Origin of the sequence: Nocardia altamirensis NBRC 108246 (assembly GCF_001612685.1) — a bacterium.
GTDB lineage: Bacteria > Actinomycetota > Actinomycetes > Mycobacteriales > Mycobacteriaceae > Nocardia > Nocardia altamirensis.
This window is the reverse complement of sequence record NZ_BDAY01000052.1, coordinates 74,367-92,621: the sequence shown is the minus strand read 5'-3', so window position 1 is coordinate 92,621 and position 18,255 is coordinate 74,367. Positions and strand designations below refer to the sequence as shown.

At 66.9% G+C, this 18,255-nt stretch carries 16 protein-coding genes; 5 read left to right on the top strand and 11 right to left on the bottom strand.

All coding sequences use genetic code 11. From position 1 onward, the window contains the following. Positions 1 to 354: 354 nt before the first annotated feature. Both NA11_RS26660 and NA11_RS26655 read left to right on the top strand, forming a co-directional pair. Positions 355 to 834 (top strand): hypothetical protein, encoded by a 480-nt coding sequence (locus NA11_RS26660; protein WP_439957097.1) that lies wholly within the window; start codon positions 355 to 357, stop codon positions 832 to 834. Between the two features lie 236 nt (positions 835 to 1,070). Next, on the top strand, positions 1,071 to 1,358 hold the full coding sequence (locus tag NA11_RS26655; protein ID WP_245746187.1) for a hypothetical protein: 288 nt from the start codon (positions 1,071 to 1,073) through the stop codon (positions 1,356 to 1,358). Between the two features lie 81 nt (positions 1,359 to 1,439). On the opposite strand, the gene NA11_RS26650 is transcribed toward NA11_RS26655, so the two are convergent. From NA11_RS26650 to NA11_RS26615, 8 genes are read right to left on the bottom strand one after another with little or no spacing between them, the layout of a single operon-like run. Further along, complete coding sequence (locus tag NA11_RS26650) at positions 1,440 to 3,017, bottom strand: carboxylesterase/lipase family protein (protein ID WP_069164739.1); 1,578 nt, start codon at positions 3,015 to 3,017, stop codon at positions 1,440 to 1,442. Next, a complete protein-coding gene (locus tag NA11_RS26645; protein WP_069164738.1) occupies positions 3,014 to 3,427 on the bottom strand; it encodes a RidA family protein in 414 nt (137 codons plus the stop codon). Before NA11_RS26645 ends, NA11_RS26650 begins: the two co-directional genes overlap by 4 nt. Further along, positions 3,424 to 5,067 carry an AMP-binding protein gene (locus tag NA11_RS26640; protein ID WP_069164737.1) on the bottom strand — a complete coding sequence of 548 codons (1,644 nt, stop codon included), beginning with the start codon at positions 5,065 to 5,067 and terminating at the stop codon, positions 3,424 to 3,426. Before NA11_RS26640 ends, NA11_RS26645 begins: the two co-directional genes overlap by 4 nt. A gap of 34 nt (positions 5,068 to 5,101) precedes the next feature. Continuing rightward, positions 5,102 to 6,268 carry an acyl-CoA dehydrogenase family protein gene (locus NA11_RS26635; protein ID WP_069164736.1) on the bottom strand — a complete coding sequence of 389 codons (1,167 nt, stop codon included), beginning with the start codon at positions 6,266 to 6,268 and terminating at the stop codon, positions 5,102 to 5,104. A 2-nt stretch (positions 6,269 to 6,270) separates the two neighbouring features. Then, complete coding sequence (locus tag NA11_RS26630; RefSeq protein ID WP_069164735.1) at positions 6,271 to 7,122, bottom strand: enoyl-CoA hydratase family protein; 852 nt, start codon at positions 7,120 to 7,122, stop codon at positions 6,271 to 6,273. After that, entirely contained in the window at positions 7,119 to 7,667 is a 549-nt protein-coding gene (locus NA11_RS26625) for a MarR family winged helix-turn-helix transcriptional regulator (RefSeq protein ID WP_245746185.1), read from the bottom strand. The genes NA11_RS26630 and NA11_RS26625 overlap by 4 nt, the downstream gene beginning before the upstream one ends. 1 nt (position 7,668) lies before the next feature. Continuing rightward, positions 7,669 to 8,460, bottom strand: coding sequence for an SDR family NAD(P)-dependent oxidoreductase (locus NA11_RS26620; RefSeq protein ID WP_069164734.1), 792 nt, complete (start codon positions 8,458 to 8,460; stop codon positions 7,669 to 7,671). A gap of 5 nt (positions 8,461 to 8,465) precedes the next feature. After that, positions 8,466 to 10,799, bottom strand: a complete 2,334-nt coding sequence (locus NA11_RS26615) for a bifunctional salicylyl-CoA 5-hydroxylase/oxidoreductase (RefSeq protein WP_069164733.1) — start codon at positions 10,797 to 10,799, stop codon at positions 8,466 to 8,468. A 160-nt stretch (positions 10,800 to 10,959) separates the two neighbouring features. Between NA11_RS26615 and NA11_RS26610 the strand changes: the two genes are divergently transcribed. Continuing rightward, on the top strand, positions 10,960 to 11,931 hold the full coding sequence (locus NA11_RS26610; protein ID WP_069164755.1) for a pyridoxal-phosphate dependent enzyme: 972 nt from the start codon (positions 10,960 to 10,962) through the stop codon (positions 11,929 to 11,931). Between the two features lie 123 nt (positions 11,932 to 12,054). Here the strand turns inward: NA11_RS26610 and NA11_RS26605 are convergent, their stop codons facing one another. Continuing rightward, entirely contained in the window at positions 12,055 to 12,654 is a 600-nt protein-coding gene (locus NA11_RS26605) for a DJ-1/PfpI family protein (RefSeq protein WP_069164732.1), read from the bottom strand. A gap of 89 nt (positions 12,655 to 12,743) precedes the next feature. Between NA11_RS26605 and NA11_RS26600 the strand changes: the two genes are divergently transcribed. Next, positions 12,744 to 13,685, top strand: a complete 942-nt coding sequence (locus tag NA11_RS26600; protein ID WP_245746184.1) for a GlxA family transcriptional regulator — start codon at positions 12,744 to 12,746, stop codon at positions 13,683 to 13,685. 102 nt (positions 13,686 to 13,787) lie between these two features. Here the strand turns inward: NA11_RS26600 and NA11_RS46390 are convergent, their stop codons facing one another. After that, the gene (locus NA11_RS46390) at positions 13,788 to 16,151 is read right to left on the bottom strand and encodes a tetratricopeptide repeat protein (protein WP_069164730.1); all 2,364 of its coding nucleotides are present in this window, start codon (positions 16,149 to 16,151) and stop codon (positions 13,788 to 13,790) included. Positions 16,152 to 16,201: 50 nt separating this feature from the next. After that, positions 16,202 to 16,738: a ricin-type beta-trefoil lectin domain protein gene (locus tag NA11_RS26590; RefSeq protein WP_141717858.1), complete on the bottom strand. Its 537-nt coding sequence runs from the start codon at positions 16,736 to 16,738 to the stop codon at positions 16,202 to 16,204. Positions 16,739 to 17,104: 366 nt separating this feature from the next. On the opposite strand from NA11_RS26590, the gene NA11_RS26585 reads away from it, so the two are divergent. Next, positions 17,105 to 18,253, top strand: coding sequence for a matrixin family metalloprotease (locus NA11_RS26585; protein WP_069164728.1), 1,149 nt, complete (start codon positions 17,105 to 17,107; stop codon positions 18,251 to 18,253). Positions 18,254 to 18,255: the final 2 nt, after the last annotated feature.

Genomic DNA, 18,255 nt, shown 5'->3' with positions numbered 1-18,255 from the left:
ACTCGTGCTCGCTTGCTGACACCAAGATTTCCATCAGCACTCCAGCGTTCGCGTCGGCGATTTTCACCTAGATGCGCCGCGGGATCGGCGTAGGTATCGGCGCTGCCGGACCGTCGGCATCAGGGTCGACACCTCAACAGGGATGACATCGCGGCGCCGGGGTCGTCCTACAGGACCACATGGTCAGCGACCTCTGGGCGATGCCACGGGCGGGTGGGACAGCGCAGAATCTGAGGCGCCGGATCGTGATTGCAAGCTTTCTGTAGGAAGACTTTTAGCCGCACGGGATTTGATACCTCAGCGCGGACCTGCGCCCGATCGAGTTCGTGAACTACCTGGTGGATGGAGAAGACAGTGCCTGTGACCTCAACCCGCTCCGTCACCGCGGCGAGTGCGAACGCCGCGCACGGCTACCGTGAGCGTGGTTGGACGGTCGCCGAAACAGCCAATGGTGTCTGCCTGATCACCGACGAGCGGATCGCCGCCGTCGAAGTCACCGGCGAGCTCGCTGCCGATGTGCGGCGGTTTCTGCTGGCCAACAATCTTTCCGGCCCCGTGATCGAGCTCAACGGCGCACAGCCACGCGATATCCATCTTGTCGTCGGCGTCGCGAAGGCGGCCCGAGCGATCGAGGCTCTGCGCGAGGCCGGCGCCATCGTGCACACCGACGGTGCCAGCATCCCGCTTCCGCCGACCAGGCTCTCGCACGGTTCGGCCTGCTGGCGAATCGCCCCGAGCGAGGCACGCTGGGTGCCGCCGGTGGTGGCGATCGCGGCCGCCGTCCGCGCGACGGCATCGGCCCGTGCACGGCAGCTCAGCGATATCGCCTGCTGACCGAGTCCGCTGCTGACCGCTAGCCGAACAATTGCGGGCAAGCTCACAGCGCGGCTCTGAGCAGGGTAAATACCGTCGGTCACGAAAAGAGTGGTTTCACGGAGCCGCTGCTGGCTACCCCGCAGAGAACGCCGGTCCCTGCCGACGGCACCAATGGACGGCAGGGTGGCGTACCGGAGTCCGTCATCACCCGGCGGATTCTTCTGACAGCGGGAAGGAAACCAGAACGTATGTTGATGCTTACCCCCACCGCCATCGAGGTCGTCCGCACCATCACCTCCGCGGATGGCACACCGCGGGACGCGGGCTTGCGAATCTCCACCACCGACGGCGCTGAGACATTGCAGCTCCAGGTCGCCGAGGCCCCGGCTGAGGAAGACCAGATCCTCACCGCCGACGGGTCACGAATCTTCCTCGACCGGGAGGCCGCCGCCTTCCTGGACGACAAGGTCCTCGACACGGGCACGAACGCCAATGGCGACGGCGGCTTCGTGATCGCTCTGCAGGGCACCGCGGGCCTCTGACCGATCCGCGGCTTCGCGACGCACTGCTGGACAAGAGGGTCATGGTGGCGATCGCCACCATGACCCGGGTCCGGTGGGTGCTCAGCGGAGGGCGAGTTCCTGCCAGATCTGCCGGGAGGCGGCCAGCGGGTTCGCGGCGACGGTGGGTTCGGCGTCCCAGACCTTCGTGAGCGCGGCGTCAGGAGCGAAGGCAGGCCAGCCCGGGTCGCCGGTGGTGGCAAAGGAAATCCACGACGAGCGGAGTCGACCGGACATGCGGTGCAGACTGTCCGGTGGACGACCGCCGCCGAGCAGGAACGCGGCGAGTGGATTGTCGGTGTTGCCGAGGGTCGCCATGATGTCAGCTGCGTGGCATGCGCCGAGCGCGCCGCCGAAAACCGGTGTCTGCCAGGTGAAGTCGTAGAGGTAGCTGCGTCCGCCCGCCGCGGTGTGCGCTTCGGCGAGCCAGATCGCCGGCATCCGGAACATCGCGTCGGAGTACATCAGCGTGTACAGCTCGGCGTCGGTCGCGGCCGGGTAGGCCGCCCGATAGTCGGCGGTCGCCGACGCGGGGAGGCCGAGATGTGCGGCGGTAGCGCGCACATCCACGGTGCGCAGCCTGCTCGCGCGGCGGGTCGCGGGTAGTCCGGTGCGGCGGAGTCCACGAATGGTGGTGCCCACCATGTGCGGTAGCGCCTTCACCATCGCAGGCACAGTCGGGGAGATCAGGCCGCGGCTCATCGCGAACAGCGTGAACTCGTCGTGGGTCGCACCTGCGATCAGATCGATGTCGCGGGCGACCCCTGAACGGAGCGCCAGCCACGGCTTGTCCACCACGGTGACGCCGTCGATGACGGGGGTGGCGGCGGTGATCGCCTCCGGGGTGGTCCACGAGCCGGGATCGGCCTCCATGTCGACCAGCGCCGCGTCCTGCACGGACAGCAGCGCGACCGGTGGCTGGGCCGCCAGCTCGGCGGGGCGGACGCCGAGCGCGCGGGCGGTGAGCTCGGCGATCCGGCGCGACTCCTGCTCGGGAAGTACCCGGGCGGCGGTGCTTTGCGCGATGGCACGGTGGAACAGTCCGCGCGCGCCGGGTGCGGTCAGGAGCGCGGCGACCGACAGCCCGCCGCCGGATTCGCCGAAGATCGTGACGTTGTCCGGGTCGCCGCCGAACGCCGCGATGTTGTCGTGGATCCAGCGCAGGGCGGCCGCCTGGTCGAGGAACCCGCGATTGGCGGGGGCACCGGGCACGAAGCCGAAACCTTCGAAGCCGACCCGGTAATTGAAGGTCACCATGACCACACCGTCGCGGGCGAGGGTGGCCCCGTCGTACGCCGGATCGCTGGACGATCCGGATTTCCAGCCGCCACCGTAGATCCACACCATGACGGGAAGACGGTCGCCCTTGCCCCCGGGTGACCAGACGTTCACGCTCAGACAATCGAGACCGTCGGCGGGCCGCCACAGCGGCGGTGTGCCCGGGGTCAAGGGCAATTGTGGTGGCGCGGCACCGAATTCGAAGGCGCGCCGGACGCCGTCCCAGCGCGGCGCAGGGACCGGCGCCTGCATCCGCAGCGGTCCCTCCGGCGGCGCGGCATAGGGGATGCCTTTGAAGACGGACAGACCGCTGTCGGTGCGTCCTTCGACCATGCCCGCGGTGGTGGTGACAACGATGGTCATGACTGCGCCTCGCTGACACTCTCCGGGATGACCGCGGTGACTTCGATTTCGACCTTGGCGTCCGGTTCGACGAGACGGCTCACCTGCACGGCGGTCATCGCCGCGGTGAAGCTGCCGATGATCTCCCGGAAGGCGACGCCGATCTCCTGCGACGCCTGCACGTAGGCGTCGACATCGGTGACGTACCAGGTCATTCGGACGATATGCGCGGGCTCGGCGCCCGCTTCGGCAAGCACCGCAACGACATTGCGCAGCGCCTGACGCACCTGCCCGGTGATGTCGGCGGCCCGGAAGACGCCGTCGGTGTCCCAGCCGACCATGCCCGCCACGAACACCAGCTCACCCCTGGCGGCGACACCGTTCGCGTAGCCGCGCGGCCGCGGCCAGCCCGGCGGCTGCAGAATTCTCATGGCGTCGGCGCCGAATCATTGTGCGCTGCCACCGATTCGCGGAGCCGGAAGCGCTGCAGCTTACCGGTCGGCGTCCGCGGCAGTGCGTCGACGAAGGCGATCGCCCTCGGGTACTTGTACGGCGCCACAGTCTGTTTCACGAAGTCCTGCAATTCTTCGACCAGCCTTTCGGTTGCTTCGATCTGTGCGTGCAACACCACGTAAGCCTTGACGATCTGGCCACGGTCCTCGTCGGGTACGCCGATGACGGCGCAATCGGCGACGGCGCCGTGCCCGGCCAGTGCGTTCTCGACCTCGGGTGCGGCGATGTTGTAGCCGGCGGACACGATCATGTCGTCGGCGCGCGCCTGATGGTGGAAGTAGCCGTCGTCGTCCATCGAGTACGCGTCGCCGGTGTAGTTCCAGCCGTCGCGCACATAGACGGTTTGGCGCTCGTCGGCGAGGTAGCGGCACCCGGTCGGCCCACGCACCGCGAGCAGGCCGATCACGCCGGGGCCCACCGGTTTTCCGTTGTCGTCCACCACACGGGCTTCGTATCCGGGGACCGGCAGTCCGGTCGCACCCGGCCTGGCGTGTGCTTCGTCGGCGGAGATGAAGATGTGCAGCATCTCGGTGGCGCCGATGCCGTCGATCAATTCGAGGCCGGTGGCCACCCGCCATTGCACCCTGGTTGCGGGCGGCAGCGGTTCGCCCGCCGACACGCACTTGCGGAGCGTGGAGTCGCGGAGCTCAGCGCTGTGCCGAGCGAGCACGCGATAGGAGGTCGGCGCGGTGAAAAGCACTGTGGCGTCGAACATGTCGATCGCGCCGAGCAACTGAATCGGTCCCGCCTGCTCGAGCAGCACCGCCGAGGCGCCGACCGCCATCGGAAACAACAGCAGCCCACCGAGACCGAACGTGAAGGCCAGCGGGGGACTGCCGATGAACACGTCGTCGGGTTCGGGCCGCAGGATGTGCGTGGGGAAGCAGTGGCAGATCGCCATGACATCCCGATGGAAGTGCACCGTCGCCTTCGGCACGCCGGTGGTGCCCGAGGTGAACGCGATGAGGCAGACGTCGTCGGCGGCCGTGGCCACCGTGTCGAACCGGCCGTCGTGGCGGGCCATCAAGGCTTCGAGACCGTCGTCGGCGTCGGTGTGGAAGTAGCGGACCTGCTCGAGCGTCGGGCAGGCGGCCACCGCAGGCCCCAGCTGCCCGGCCAACCGGGAATCGCACAGCGCGTGCGTGATTCGCGCCTTGTCCACGATCTGGGTGAGCTCCTTGGCGCGCAGCAGCGGCATGGCCGTCACGGCGATACCGCCCGCCTTCAGCACCGCGAACCAGCACGCCGCCAGCATCGGGGTGTTCGGTGCGTCGAGCAGCACCCGATTGCCCGGCACCAGGCCCATCTCGTGCACGAGGACCGCCGCGACGCGGTTGGCCTGCTCGTGCAGATCGGCGTAGGTCCAGTGCGGTCCGCCCGGTGCGCGCACGCACATCCGGTCACCGTTGCCGAGGGCGAGCTGGCGGTCGAGTAGTTCGGCGGCACAGTTGAGTTGGGCGGGGAACTGGAGCTCGGGGCGATCGAACACCAGGTCGGGCCACTGCTCGCGCGGCGGGAGGTGGTCGTGGGCGAAGGTATCGATGTGGGCAGTTGTCATGGTCGAACCTTGTGGGGGAGAGGGGTATTCGGGATCAGGTCGGTTCAGGGCTGCGCAGCAGTTCGCGGGCGATGATCAATTGCTGTACCTCGGTGGCGCCCTCGTAGATGCGCAGCGCACGGATGTCGCGGTAGAGCCGCTCGACCCTCTGCTCGCGCACCACCCCCAGCGCGCCCCACATCTGCACGGCGGCATCGATGACGCGCTGAGCGCCCTCGGTGGCCGCCATTTTGGCCATCGCGGCTTCCTTGGTGACGGGTCGGCCCTGATCGCGCTGCCAGGCCGCGCGATAGGTGAGCAATGTGGTCGCATCGATGGTGGTCGCCATCTGTGCGAGTTCGGCTCTGGTCAACTGGAAGTCGGCGAGCACCCCGCCGAACATCTGCCGCGAGGTGGCCCTCGCGAGCGCCTCGGCCATGGCCCGCCGGGCGAACCCGACCGCTGCGGCCGCGACCGAGGTTCGGAAGATGTCCAACGTGCGCATGGCGAGCGAGAATCCCGCACCCGCGTCGCCCAACCGCGCCGTCGCGGGCACCCGGCATTCCTCGAAACGCAGCCGGGCCAGCGGGTGCGGGGAGATCACGTCGATGCGATCGGCGATATGCAGTCCCTGCGTGTCCGCGTCGACGACGAACGCCGAGATCCCGCGCGCACCCGCCGCTTCGCCGGTGCGCGCGAAAACCACGTAGAAGTCCGCGATTCCGCCGTTCGAGATCCAGGTCTTCGTGCCGTCGAGGATGTAGGCGTCGCCGTCGGCCCGCGCAGTGCACGACAGCGCCGCGGCATCGGAACCCGCGTCGTCCTCCGACAGCGCGAACGCCGCGATCGCCGTGCCCGCGGCGACCATGGGCAGGTAGCGTCGCTTCTGCTCGTCGGTGCCTGCCAGGCTGATCGCGCCGGAGCCGAGACCCTGCATGGCGAAGGCGAAGTCGGCGAGCGCGTCGTGGTCGGCCAGGATCTCGCGCGCGAGACACAAAGCGCGCGTGTCGATCCGGTCGCTCTGGCCGCCGAACGCGGTACCGGCCACGGAGTAGCGCAGCCAGCCCGCGTCGCCGAGGTCGCGGACCAGGCGGCGGCAGCGGTCGTCGATATCGGTGTCCGCGGCGTGGTCGAGGTGTTCGGCCGCCCACTCATGCAGCGCTGCGGCCATTTTCCGATGCTCGTCGTCGAAGAACGGCCAGTCCAGATGGTCGGTGGACATGACTAGTTCCCTTCGAACTTCGGCCGCTGCTTCGCGACGAACGCGTGGTAGGCGCGCGCGAAGTCCTCGGTGAGCATGCACAGGGCTTGGGCCTGTGCCTCCGCCTCGATGGCCTGATCCAGGCTCATCGACCACTCCTGGTGCAGCATGGTTTTGGTGATGCCTTGCGCGAAGGTCGGGCCGTCGGCCAGCTTTTGGGCGAGCTGCGCGGCGGTGTCGAGAAGCTGATCCGGCTCAGCGAGTTGGTTGAAGAAGCCCCACGCGACCGCTTCGTCACCGGTCATCGCCCGACCGGTGTAGAGCAATTCGGACGCGCGGCCTTGACCGATGATGCGGGGCAGCATCGCGCAGGCACCCATATCGCACCCGGCCAGGCCGACCCTGGTGAACAGGAAAGCCGTTCTGCTGCGAGCGGTTCCGACACGCAGATCCGACGCCATCGCGAGGATCGCGCCTGCCCCGGCGCACACCCCGTCGACCGCGGCGACGATCGGTTGCGGGCAGGCCCGCATCGCCTTCACCAGATCGCCGGTCATCCTGGTGAACCGCAACAACTCCGGTGCGGGCAGCGCGATCAGCGGGCCGATGATGTCGTGCACGTCGCCGCCGGAGCAGAAGTTGTCCCCGGCGCCGGACAGTACGATCACCGCGACATCGTCGGCATAAGCCAAGCGGCGGAACAGGTCTCGCAGCTCGGCGTAGGAATCGAAGGTCAGCGGGTTCTTGCGGTCCGGGCGGTCGAGCATGATCGTGCCGACACCCTCGTGCACCTGCCAGCGGAAGTGGGTGCTCGAATAGTCGGCGAGCGTAGTCCGGTTGGCCGCGCGCAGTGCTGGATCCAGGTCATAGGTCATGAACGGTCCCGGTGGTTCGGTGGGCGGGTGGTGTCGGCCGTTGCGGCGAGATGGACGCGGAGCCTGCCGAGCAGATCGAACAGCGCCTGCTCGTCGCCGCGGCCGAAACCGGCGAACATCTCGGTGAGCCAGCGTTCGTGTTCGTCGGCCATCTCCTCGAACCGCGTGCGCCCCAGGTCGGTCAGCCGGACGAGCGTGGCGCGCTTGTCGACCGGGTCGGGGATCCGGTCGACCCAGCCCTCGGCCACCAGCTGATCGGTGAGGCCCGTGACGTTGCCGCCGGTCACCATCAAGTAGCGCGAGAGAGCGCTCATCCGCAGCCCATCAGGATGGCGTTCGAGCTGGGCCAGGTAGTCGAAGCGGGGGAGCGTGGTGGCGAACCGGGTCCGCAGCCTGGTGCGGATCTCCTGCTCGATCTCGTTGGTGGTGGCCAGCAGCCGCAGCCACAGCCGCACATCGAGGTGATCGCCGGAGACGGTGCGCGCCTCCATCCCGATGCGTTCGTCGCCGAGCACGTGACCGGCGTCGGCAGAGCGCGGACTCACCTCACATCACCTCCCCGCCGCTGACCGAAATCGATTGGCCGGTAATGGAAGCGGCCGCATCCGAGCACAGCCAGGCAACGGTGTCGGCCACCTCGGCAGGCTCGATCAGCCGCCCCTGCGGGTTGTGCCGGACGAATGCCGCCCTCGCCTCCTCGGCGCCGCGGCCGGTGCTGTCGATCACGTGCGTCACGCTCTCCTGGAACAGTTCGGTGTCGGTGAAGCCGGGGCACACCGCGTTCACGGTGATCGGCGTTCCTGCGAGTTCCAGCGCCATGGCCCTGGTCAGGCCGATCACGCCGTGTTTGGCCGCGGTGTAAGCGATGACGTAGGGATAGCCGCGCAGGCCTGCCGTGCTCGCGATGTTGACCACCCGGCCCCGGCCGGACGTGAGCATGTCGGCGACCGCGGTCCGTGCGCACAGGAAGGTGCCGGTGAGGTTGACCGCGAGCATGCGATGCCACAGTTCGTCGCTGGTGCGCCGCAAGGGCGCGCTCGCCGCCTGCCCGGCGTTGTTGATCAGGATGTCCACCGCGCCGTGCTGCGCGCGGGCGTCCGCGAACGCGTCCGCGATGGCCGCCGGGTCGGTGATATCGCACGCGATGGCGTGTGCGTGCGCCGATTTCGGCAGTCGAGCAACGGTTTCGGTGGCTCGCACGAAGTCGCGGGACAGCAGGGTCAGGCGTGCGCCGTCGGCGGCGAGCCTGCTCGCGATCGCCGCCCCGATCCCGCGCGATCCGCCGGTGACGAGCGCGTGCCGACCGGAAAGACCACCGGCGGAGTCGATTTCAGGCATGCCGATCAGCCTTTCCCTGCCGCGGCGGCCTGCTGGCGCTGGATGTTCGCTTCGAATTGCCGCTTGGCCGCACCGTATTGCTTCGGCCAGACCAGGTCGGTGTAGCCGATCTTGGCGGCCTCGGTCAGCGTCCATGCCGGATTCGCCAGATGCGGGCGGGCGATCGCGCACAGGTCGGCGCGCCCGGCGGCCACGATGCTGTTCACGTGGTCGGCCTCGGAGATCGCGCCGACGGCGATGGTGGGGATCCCGGCCTCCTGGCGTACCCGGTCGGCGAACGGTGTCTGCCACATCCGGCCGAAGGTCGGCGTCTCTTCCTTGCTGACCTGGCCCGAGGAACAGTCGATCAGATCCGCGCCCGCCAGCTTGAACCGCTTTGCGATCTCGACGGCATCGGCGGGAGTGATGCCGCCGTCGACCCAGTCGTGTGCCGAAATGCGTACCGACACAGGCAGGTCCGACGGCCACGCGGCGCGCACCGCCGCGAACACCTCCAGCGGGTAGCGCAGTCGGTTCGCCAGCGACCCGCCGTAGGCGTCGGTGCGCCGGTTGGTCAGCGGTGAGATGAAACTCGACAGCAGATAGCCGTGCGCGCAGTGCAATTCGAGCCAATCGAAACCCGCTGCGGCGGCGCGGTGCGTGGCCGTGACGAACTGAGCCGTCACCTCGTCCATGTCGGCCTCGGTCATCGCGTGCGACCACTGGCTCACCCCCGGCAGATACTGCTGGGGGGAAGCCGAGATCAACGGCCAGTTCGGCTCGTCGTCGTCCGCGGTGAGCGGTTGGTCGATGCCGTCCCACATGCGGCGGGTGGAGCCCTTCGCACCCGAATGGCCCAGCTGCATACCGATTTTCGCGTCAGAGTTGCCGTGCACCCAATCGACGATGCGCTGCCAGGCCCGCTGCTGCTCGTCGGTGTACAGGCCGGGGCAGCCCGGCGTGATCCGCCCGGTGGGACTCACACACGTCATCTCGGCGAACACCAGTCCGGCGCCGCCGGTCGCACGGGCGCCGAGATGCACGAGGTGGAAGTCGCCGGGCACCCCGTCGACGGCGGAGTACTGGGCCATCGGCGAGACGATCACCCGATTCTTCAGCGTCACCGACCGCACGGTGTACGGCGTGAACATCGGTGGGACGGAAGGTTCTTCGGCCGTCCTCGGCACGCCCGCTCGCGCGTCGAACCAGCGCTCGTATCCTTCCAGCCAGCCCTTGTCACGCAAGCGCAGATTCTCGTGGCCGATGCGCTGGCTGCGCGTGAGCATCGAGTACATGAATTGCTCGGGTTCGAGCTGGCCGCAATACCGTTCGCCGCAGACCTCGAACCACTCCATCGCGTTCCATGCCGCGTTCTGCAGGCGCAGCACGTCGATCGAACGGATGTCCTGGTAGCGCGTGAGCACCTCGGACAGGTCCGCGTCGCCGCGCGCACCGAGTTGGCGCACCAGCTCGATCGCGTCCTCGAGCGCCAGCTTGGTGCCGGAGCCGATGGCGAAGTGGGCGGTGTGCACGGCGTCGCCCATCAGCACCACGTGGCTGTTTCCGTTGTGCAGCCACCATTTTTCGCAGGTGATCCGCTGGAAGTTCAGCCATGCCGACCCGCGCAGGTGGCGCGAGTTGGTCATCAGTTTCCTGCCTTGCAGGTTGTCGGCGAACAGCTGCTCGCAGAAGGTGACGGACTCGTCCGGCCCGGCCTTGTCGAGTCCGTGCGCCAGCCACACGTGCTCCGGGCACTCGACGATGAACGTGCTCGCCTTCTCGTCGAATTGGTAGATATGCGCCTGGAACCAGCCGTGCTCGGTCTCGACGAAATCGAAAGTGAAAGCGTCGTACAGCTTCTCGGTGCCGAGCCAGATGTAGCGGTTCGGCCGGGTGACGATGTCGGGCGCGAACACGTCGCGATGTTCCGCGCGCACCTTCGAGGAGACCCCGTCCGCGGCCACGATCAGGTCCGCGTCGGGGAACTCCTTGTCGGAGCAGATCTCTCGATCGAACTCCAACACCACCCCGAGCTCCTCGCAGCGCGCCTGCAGGATGTTGAGCAGCTTCTTCCGGCCGATGCCGACGAAGCCGTGCCCGCCCGAGCGCAGCGTGCGTCCCTTGAACCGCAACTCGATGTCGTCCCAGTGGTTGAACGCCGTCTGGATCTGCCGGGCGGACTCCGGATCCCACGCCCACATGTTCTCCATCGTGGCGTCGGAGAACACCACGCCCCAGCCGAAGGTGTCATAGGGCCGATTGCGTTCGACCACGGTGACCTCGTGGTCGGGGTCGAGTCGCTTCATCAGCAACCCGAAGTACAGTCCGGCGGGTCCGCCGCCGATGCACACGATCTTCACGTGCGCCTCCTCAGGAGTCGCGATAAAAGTACTTTATACCTAAAGCTTTAGACATGAAGCAGTTTCCCGCGGATCGGATCGGTAGTCTCGCGCTGGTCATGATCTTCACTCGGTGCACGCTCGTATCGGGGTGGAGTCCGAGCCGAAGACCGGAGCAACGATGACCGCATCGATCACCCTCGCCGACGTGCAGGACGCGGCGGCGCGCCTGGCCGGAGTCGCTCAGCGGACGCCGGTGCTGTCCTCGCGCGAGCTCGATGATCAGGTGGGTGCCGAGGTGCTCATCAAATGTGAAAACTTCCAGCGCGTCGGCGCATTCAAGTTTCGCGGCGCCTACAACACCATTTCGCGCCTGAGCCAAGAGCAACTCGCGCGGGGCGTGGCCGCCTATTCCTCGGGCAACCATGCGCAGGCCGTCGCGTTCGTCGCACGGGAAGTGGGCACCAGTGCGGTCATCCTCATGCCCGAGGACACCCCGGCCTACAAGATCGAGGCCACCCTCGGCTACGGCGCGGAGATCGTCACCTACGACCGCTACACCGGCGACCGCGTCGCCCTGGCCACCGCGTTGGCCGAAGAGCGTGGGCTGACGCTCATTCCGCCGTACGACCATCCGCACGTGATCGCCGGACAAGGCACCGCCGCCCTGGAACTGTTCGACGAAGTCGGTGCGCTGGATACCTTGGTTGTGCCGATCGGCGGCGGTGGGCTGATTGCCGGAAGCGCCACCGTGGCGAAGGCGCTGTACCCCGATATTCGGGTCATCGGCGTCGAACCGTCCGCAGGCGACGACACCAAGCGCTCGCTGGCAGCGGGCGAACGAGTTCAGATCCCGGTGCCGAAGACCATCGCCGATGGGCAGGCGGCGGAAATCCCCGGTGCACTGACCTTCCCGATCAACCGCCGCCTTGTCGACGACATCGTCCTCGTCGACGACGACGCTATAAGGGACGCAATGCGTTTCGCCTTCGAACGGTTGAAGATCGTCGTCGAGCCCAGCGGCGTCACCGCCCTGACCGCCGTCCTCCAACAGGCCGTCGGAGGTGCACAACGCATCGGCGTGATCGTCTCAGGCGGCAACATCAGCCCTGAACGCTTCGTCGAACTGACCCGAAACGGCTCCCACCGCTAGCGTGCCGCGATCAGCGGTCCGACCTGAGATCTGCTGCTGGACAAGTGATCACGGGGCACTGGTGGCGGTGGGCTCTCGCGAAATGCCGCCACCAGTGCCCGTGATCGGTTTGACCAACTCCGGTCAGTGGGGTGGGTCGGGGGAGTATTCGATGCCTTCGCGGACGTCGTGGGCTCGGGTGGGGCCGGCCAGTCGGGCGACGATGTGTAGTGCCATGTCGATGCCTGCGGAGATGCCTGCCGAGGTGATGATGTCGCCGTCGTCGACGTAGCGCTCGCCTGGGCGGGGTGTGATGGTCGCGTCCAGTTCGCGTAGGCGGTCGAAGGCTTTGCGGTTGGTGGTGGCGGGTCTGCCGTGCAGAAGGCCTGCTGCGGCGAGAACGGTGGCGCCGGTGCAGACGCTGGTGATCAGCGGGACGTGGGTGCGTTGCTCGCGCAACCACTTCAGGTGGGCGGGATCGGTCAGCATGGGGATGGTGCCGTCGCCGCCGGGATGGAGCAGCACGTCGAGCGCAGGCACGCTGTCGATGCTGTGGTGCGGCTGGACGACCAGACTCTTTTCGCAGGTGACGGGGCCGCCGTCGGCGGAGAACGTGGTCGCGAGGTAGCCGTCGCCCGGGAAGTGTTGAGTCCACCAGGCGAAGACCTCCCACGGACCGATGGCGTCGAGTTCTTCCATCCCGTCGAACAACAGGATCCCGAGATAGCGGGCGGAATTGGTCATGGGTCAACAGTGCGATCACGGATTCGACCTGGCGAGAGGCAGGATTGCCGCATTGTGCAAGAATTCTGCCTGTGCATCAGGTGGCAGTCGTGGTCTTGCCGAATGTGGTCGCGTTCGACCTCAGCGTCCCTGCGCAGGTATTCGGCCACCCCGATGAGCGCGACCGGTACGCGCTGACCGTCTGCGCGCAGACGCCGGGGGTGGTGCCGACCACGACCGGGTTCGCGGTGTCCGTGGACGCAGGGCTCGAGGCGCTCGATACGGCGGAGACCGTCGTAATCCCCGGCTATGCACCACATTCCGCACCGAGCGCCGAGGTGATCGAGGCGCTGCGGCAGTCCGCGGCTCGCGGCGCGCGGATGATCTCCGTATGCACGGGCGCGTTCGCCTTGGCTGCCGCGGGCCTGCTCGACGGCAAGCGCGCCACCACCCATTGGCGCGATGCCGCGGAGCTGGCCGCTCGGTATCCCGCGGTGCACGTCGATGCGGACGCGCTGTACGTCTGCGAAGAATCGGTGCTGACCAGCGCGGGCATCGCCGCAGGCATCGATCTGTGCGTGCACGTCGTCCGCGGCGACTACGGCGAACACGCGGCCGCCGAGGTGGCCCGCCGGATGGTCGTCGCCCCGCACCGCACCGGCGGCCAAGCGCAGTTCCTGCACCGTCCCGTCCCGGCCACCGGCACCGGCCTGTCCGCGACCTGCGAGTGGGCCCTGACCCGCCTGGCCGACCGCATCACCGTCGCCGAACTCGCACGGCATGCCGGTTGGGCCCCACGCACCTTCGCCCGCCGCTTCGTCGCCGAAACCGGCACATCCCCGCAACGCTGGCTCACCGCCCAGCGCCTCCTCGAGGCCCGCCGCCTCCTCGAAGTGACAGACCTGCCGATCGACCAGGTCGCCGACCACACCGGCCTCGGCACCGCGGCAAACCTGCGCCTGCTGTTGGCCCGCGACACCGGCACCACCCCGAGCCACTACCGCCGCGCCTACCGCGGGGTCAGCGCGGCAGGACCGCGCAGCGCTTCGTAGCCAGCCGCCGCGGCCCGTCCCGGTGGCTTCAGCCCCTCTGACCGCACTGTGCATCGCCGGTCGGGGTCCGGTGGTGCGATCGCACCGGAAACCCTTGCCGCACTAGACCTCTCCGGCCAATCGCTGGCGGAGGTAGGCGAGGTTGTCGCGATTGACGAGGGTGTCCGGGTGCGCGGGACCGAGCACCCGGACACAGTCTGCGACCAACTGTTCCAATGCCAGTACCGCTCCCGCCACGTCGCCGTTCTGGCCCCGCCACAGAATGAGATTGCTGCGCGACTTGAGCACATGGGGGTGATCGACGTCCAGCGCGCGCAGGCTATCGGTGAGCAGCCGCTCGAATGCGGCGACGGCGCCCGCCGTGTCGCCGCTCTCGCCGCGCCAGTAGGCGAGATTGTGGCGGGCGGTCAGGGTGTGGGGGTGATCCGGGCCGAGCGAATCGGTGAACAGGTGCAGCCAGGAAGCCCACCTGGCGCGATTGTCGGCAGCGTTGGCGGTGTTTCGGCTGAGCAGATAGGCGAAGGCGGCCCTCGAGTCGCCGATCGCAAGGTAGTGACGGACCGCGGATCCTCTCGCGTATCGAGTCGCGGCGTCGGAGCGGACGGCGTCGAGCGCGGTGAGGATGGCGCGATGCGTGGCGGGTATCCGGATGCCGAATCGGGTGAGCTGCTGATGGATCGACGGCCCGAAGTCGGTGTGCGCCAAGCCGAGAACCTCCGCCTCGGTGCCGGGATTGCCTCTGCTGATAAGCACACCCAGGCCGGCGACGAGGTCCCGTATCTGGGATCGGCGGATCGAGAGACCGAGCGCGGGCACGGCGTCATCTAAGAGCTCGAGGGGCAGCACCGGACCGGAGCCCGCGGCTGCGAGAACACCGAGGATCGCGGCGATCGCCTTGCCGGTTCCCGAGCCGGACGCGTTGACCGCGACCTGGATTCGCTGGTGGACGAGCGCGCGCAGATCGATGTCTTCCGTGCGGTCTTGGTCGGTGAGGTCGGGGATTTCGACCATCAGCCGCGCCAATAGCCAACCCCCGGCGCTTGTCTGGCTGCGCAACGAGGCCACCCAGTTCGTCCACCGTCCTCCGTCGTCGTGCTCGGGTACGGCGTGCGCGCGCAGGACCGCGGTCAGCAGGTCGCTGTCCGCGGGGGAAGGCAGGTAGGTGTGATGCCGAGGCGACAGCTGAGGTAAATCCTCGATCCCGGTGCCCTCGCGAAGGCCGACGATGACCCGGACGTGGGCGAGACTCGCGCGGCTGGTCAGCTGCGCGATCGTGGTGACAACTTGGTCGCGGCTGCCGGACTCGGGTTGATCGAGCCCGTCGACGATGATGGTGATCTGCCCAAATCTGGGTCGCACCAACGCCAACGGCAGTAGCACGTCGAGTTCGACACTGTCGGGCTCAGGGTCGGCGTGGTCGAGGTACCGCGCGTTGACTGTCTCGACTGCCTCTCGATAGCCGTCGACCCTGCGTCGCAGTTGGTTCGCGAGTTCCTCGACGAAGGATTCCGCGGTGCTCGACAGGTCCAGGAATACCGCAGCGGTGACATAGTCGGCGGTGAACGGCGCCCCCGGCAGCAAATGCGGCCGGATCAACAGCGACATCAAGGTGGACTTCCCGCAGCCTGCTGGACCAACCACGACCCGCAGTCGGTGCTCACTGGCGGCGAACACCGCCGCCGCTCGGTCTTTGACGACCGCACCGATCGCAGGCCCTTTGGTGAGCTGGTCGACGAATCCGGCCTGTGGCCGGTCGAACACCGCGTCGTTGACCCGAGAGACGTTGGGGACCAACCACAATCCGGGATCCCCGCCGACCGCCGAACTGAGCTGGCGTGGGGTTTGCCTCGTACAGGACTGCGCGATTCGGGGCCGTAGATCCGCTGGCAGCAGGTAGGTGCCGTGTTCAGGAAGGCCTTGTTCGAAGGCCGACAGCATTGTGCGCGTGAAGCATCCGTTGTAGGCGTTGCCTTCGTCGGACGCGGTGAGCACTTCGATCCGACCGGCCGCTGGATCGATGACTTCGATCCAGCGGTGGGCGTCCTTCGCGCCTGCTCCCGCCTCGCACGCGTCGACCAGCACGATCAAGCCGTCGAGGCGGGCCGGTATGAGCTTCTCGATAATGCCTTGCCCGAGGTTGTACGCCTTATCGGAATCGATCGTCTCGCCCGGATCCGAATCCTTCGCCAGCAGAAAGAGGTTCCGGTGCACGGCGATCCCGTGTCCGATGAAGCTGATCAACAAGGTCGCCTGTTGCTGCGACGCTGCCGAACATGCCTGCGCGATAGCGGCTTTCAACTCATCGACGGTCGGATCGAGCACGGGGCCTTCCATGGCGATCGCTGACCGCCAGCCGCCGAGTCGGTGCAACCGCGTGTACAGGTCGGTGGCGAGTTCGTCGACGAACCCGAGCCGTCCCAGTGCCGCACATTCCGCCCCGACGACCAGCGCCAGCCTGCCACCCATACAGCGAAACTACGCGTCGATACCGCGTCGCGGTCGGTGACTCCACTGTGTCAGTGCAGATCCCACATCGACTTACGTTGGTCGCCCCAGTTGATGTTCGACTTGAGCCGTACATCGCGACCGTCTTCGGAACCGATCGTGTAGCTGTCGCGGACATTGTCGGAGGTGCTGACGAAGGTGAAGCGGTAGGTCGGGTGGGTTTCGATCGTCCAATGCTGCCTTACTTCGGTTTTCACGCACGCCGACAACGTGATTCGTGCACCGGCACCGTTGTAGGTGCTGTTCAGACACTGGCCTCGGCCATTGTGCAGCTGCACCACCCGATGACCGTATTCGTTGGTTCGCACCGACAGCTCACCCCACCGCTGACTCGCGATCATATCGGTGAAAATGTCTGACTCCCACTGACATTGCCGCATCTCGACCCCGCCGTTGCCGGTGTCGGTCAGACACGAGTCGTGGTACCAGTTCCACAGAAACGGTGAGATCGTCAACGGCGGATGCGCGGCTGCCGCGGTCGCATTGCCGACGAGCATCGCGACGGCTCCCATCGCGACGGCTACTATTCCACGCTGCAAAATTCTCATGGCCGGAGCGTCGTCTGCGGAACTTTCACCGGCATTTCACCACGATCTCACGGCAGGGGCCTGGCCTGCTGCTGACTGCTGCGGCCGGCGCGGCAGTGTGGGGCCGAGAGCTGGTGGCGCACAGGGGTTTCGGATAGCTGGCAGCCATATTGTGATGTGACCGTGATAAGGGCACTTTTCCGACAATTAAGGCTGACTTACAAATTCGTTGTCATGCACTGGTCGTCTGTACAGTTGGCCACACCGATCCGCGAGCCGACGCTCGATTTCCAATATTGGTCGCTTGATAGCCGTGCGGCATCAGGCGCTTTTAAGGCTCGGTTAAAAACGTTCAACTGCAGTACAACACGGAGGTCTACGCGGGTTATGTCGGGTGCCAATCGTCGCAACTATCGTGGAAAGCATCGAGCCAAGAAGTCGCCCGCGTACGGCTCACCCCGACTGGCCGCAACGCTGATCGCAGGTACGCTGCTCGGTCCCGCCGCGGTCACACTGACCACAAGCGCCACCGCGGTCGCTGCGGCGCCGAGCTTCGGCTTCAAGGTGCAGACCCAGGGCAACGACAGCCAGGGCAGGGCGATCCTGCACTACAACAACACGATCAAAGACGAAGCCATCGAAAAGGCTGTCAAGCACCTGAATTCGACACCTGGCATCAACTGGGTTTTGAAACCGGGAACGGGCAGGGGCGCCATCAAGATTACGTCGGAACGCTTCGGCGGCGGCGTGGCAGGCATGGGCGGTTGGGACGGCAGTGGCCCCTTCGTAAAGCTCGATCCCAAGAATAAGGGCTTCAACGCCGACGACCGCACCGAAGTCGCCGCGCACGAACTGTTGCACGCCATGGGTCTCGACCACAACGACAGTGGCTGCAGCATCATGGCGAGCTCGGTGAACAGGTGCAAAAATGGCCCGACCCCGCTGAGCAAAGACGAAATCAATACGCTCAACAGTAAATACAAGAAGGGCGCGCCGGGGAAGGACGACCCGTCCGATCAGAACGAGCCTGGAGATAGCGAACCCGGAGACAGCAGCCCTGGCGATGGCGACGACGAGACCGGGCAGCCGGACGACTCCACCGGCCCGGGTGGACCGGGCGACGACAACTCGTCGAATCCTTGGGAGGGCGACGACAACTCGTCGAATCCTTGGGAGGGCGACGACAACTCGTCGAATCCTTGGGAGGGCGACGACAACTCGTCGAACCCGTGGGAAGGCGACGACAACTCGTCGAACCCGTGGGAAGGCGACGACAACTCGTCGAACCCGTGGGAAGGCGACGACAACTCCTGGAATCCTTGGCAGAGCCAGCCCGATAACAGCTCGTGGGATCCTTGGCAGAATCAGCCGGACAACAACTCGTGGGACCCTTGGCAGAGCCAGCCCGACAACAACTCGTGGGACCCTTGGCAGAACCAGCAGGACGACAACTCCTGGCAAAGCGATTCCGACCAAGGAACGTGGAACCCGTGGCAAAGCCAGCAGGGACAGAACCCATGGGACAGCTGGTGGTGAGT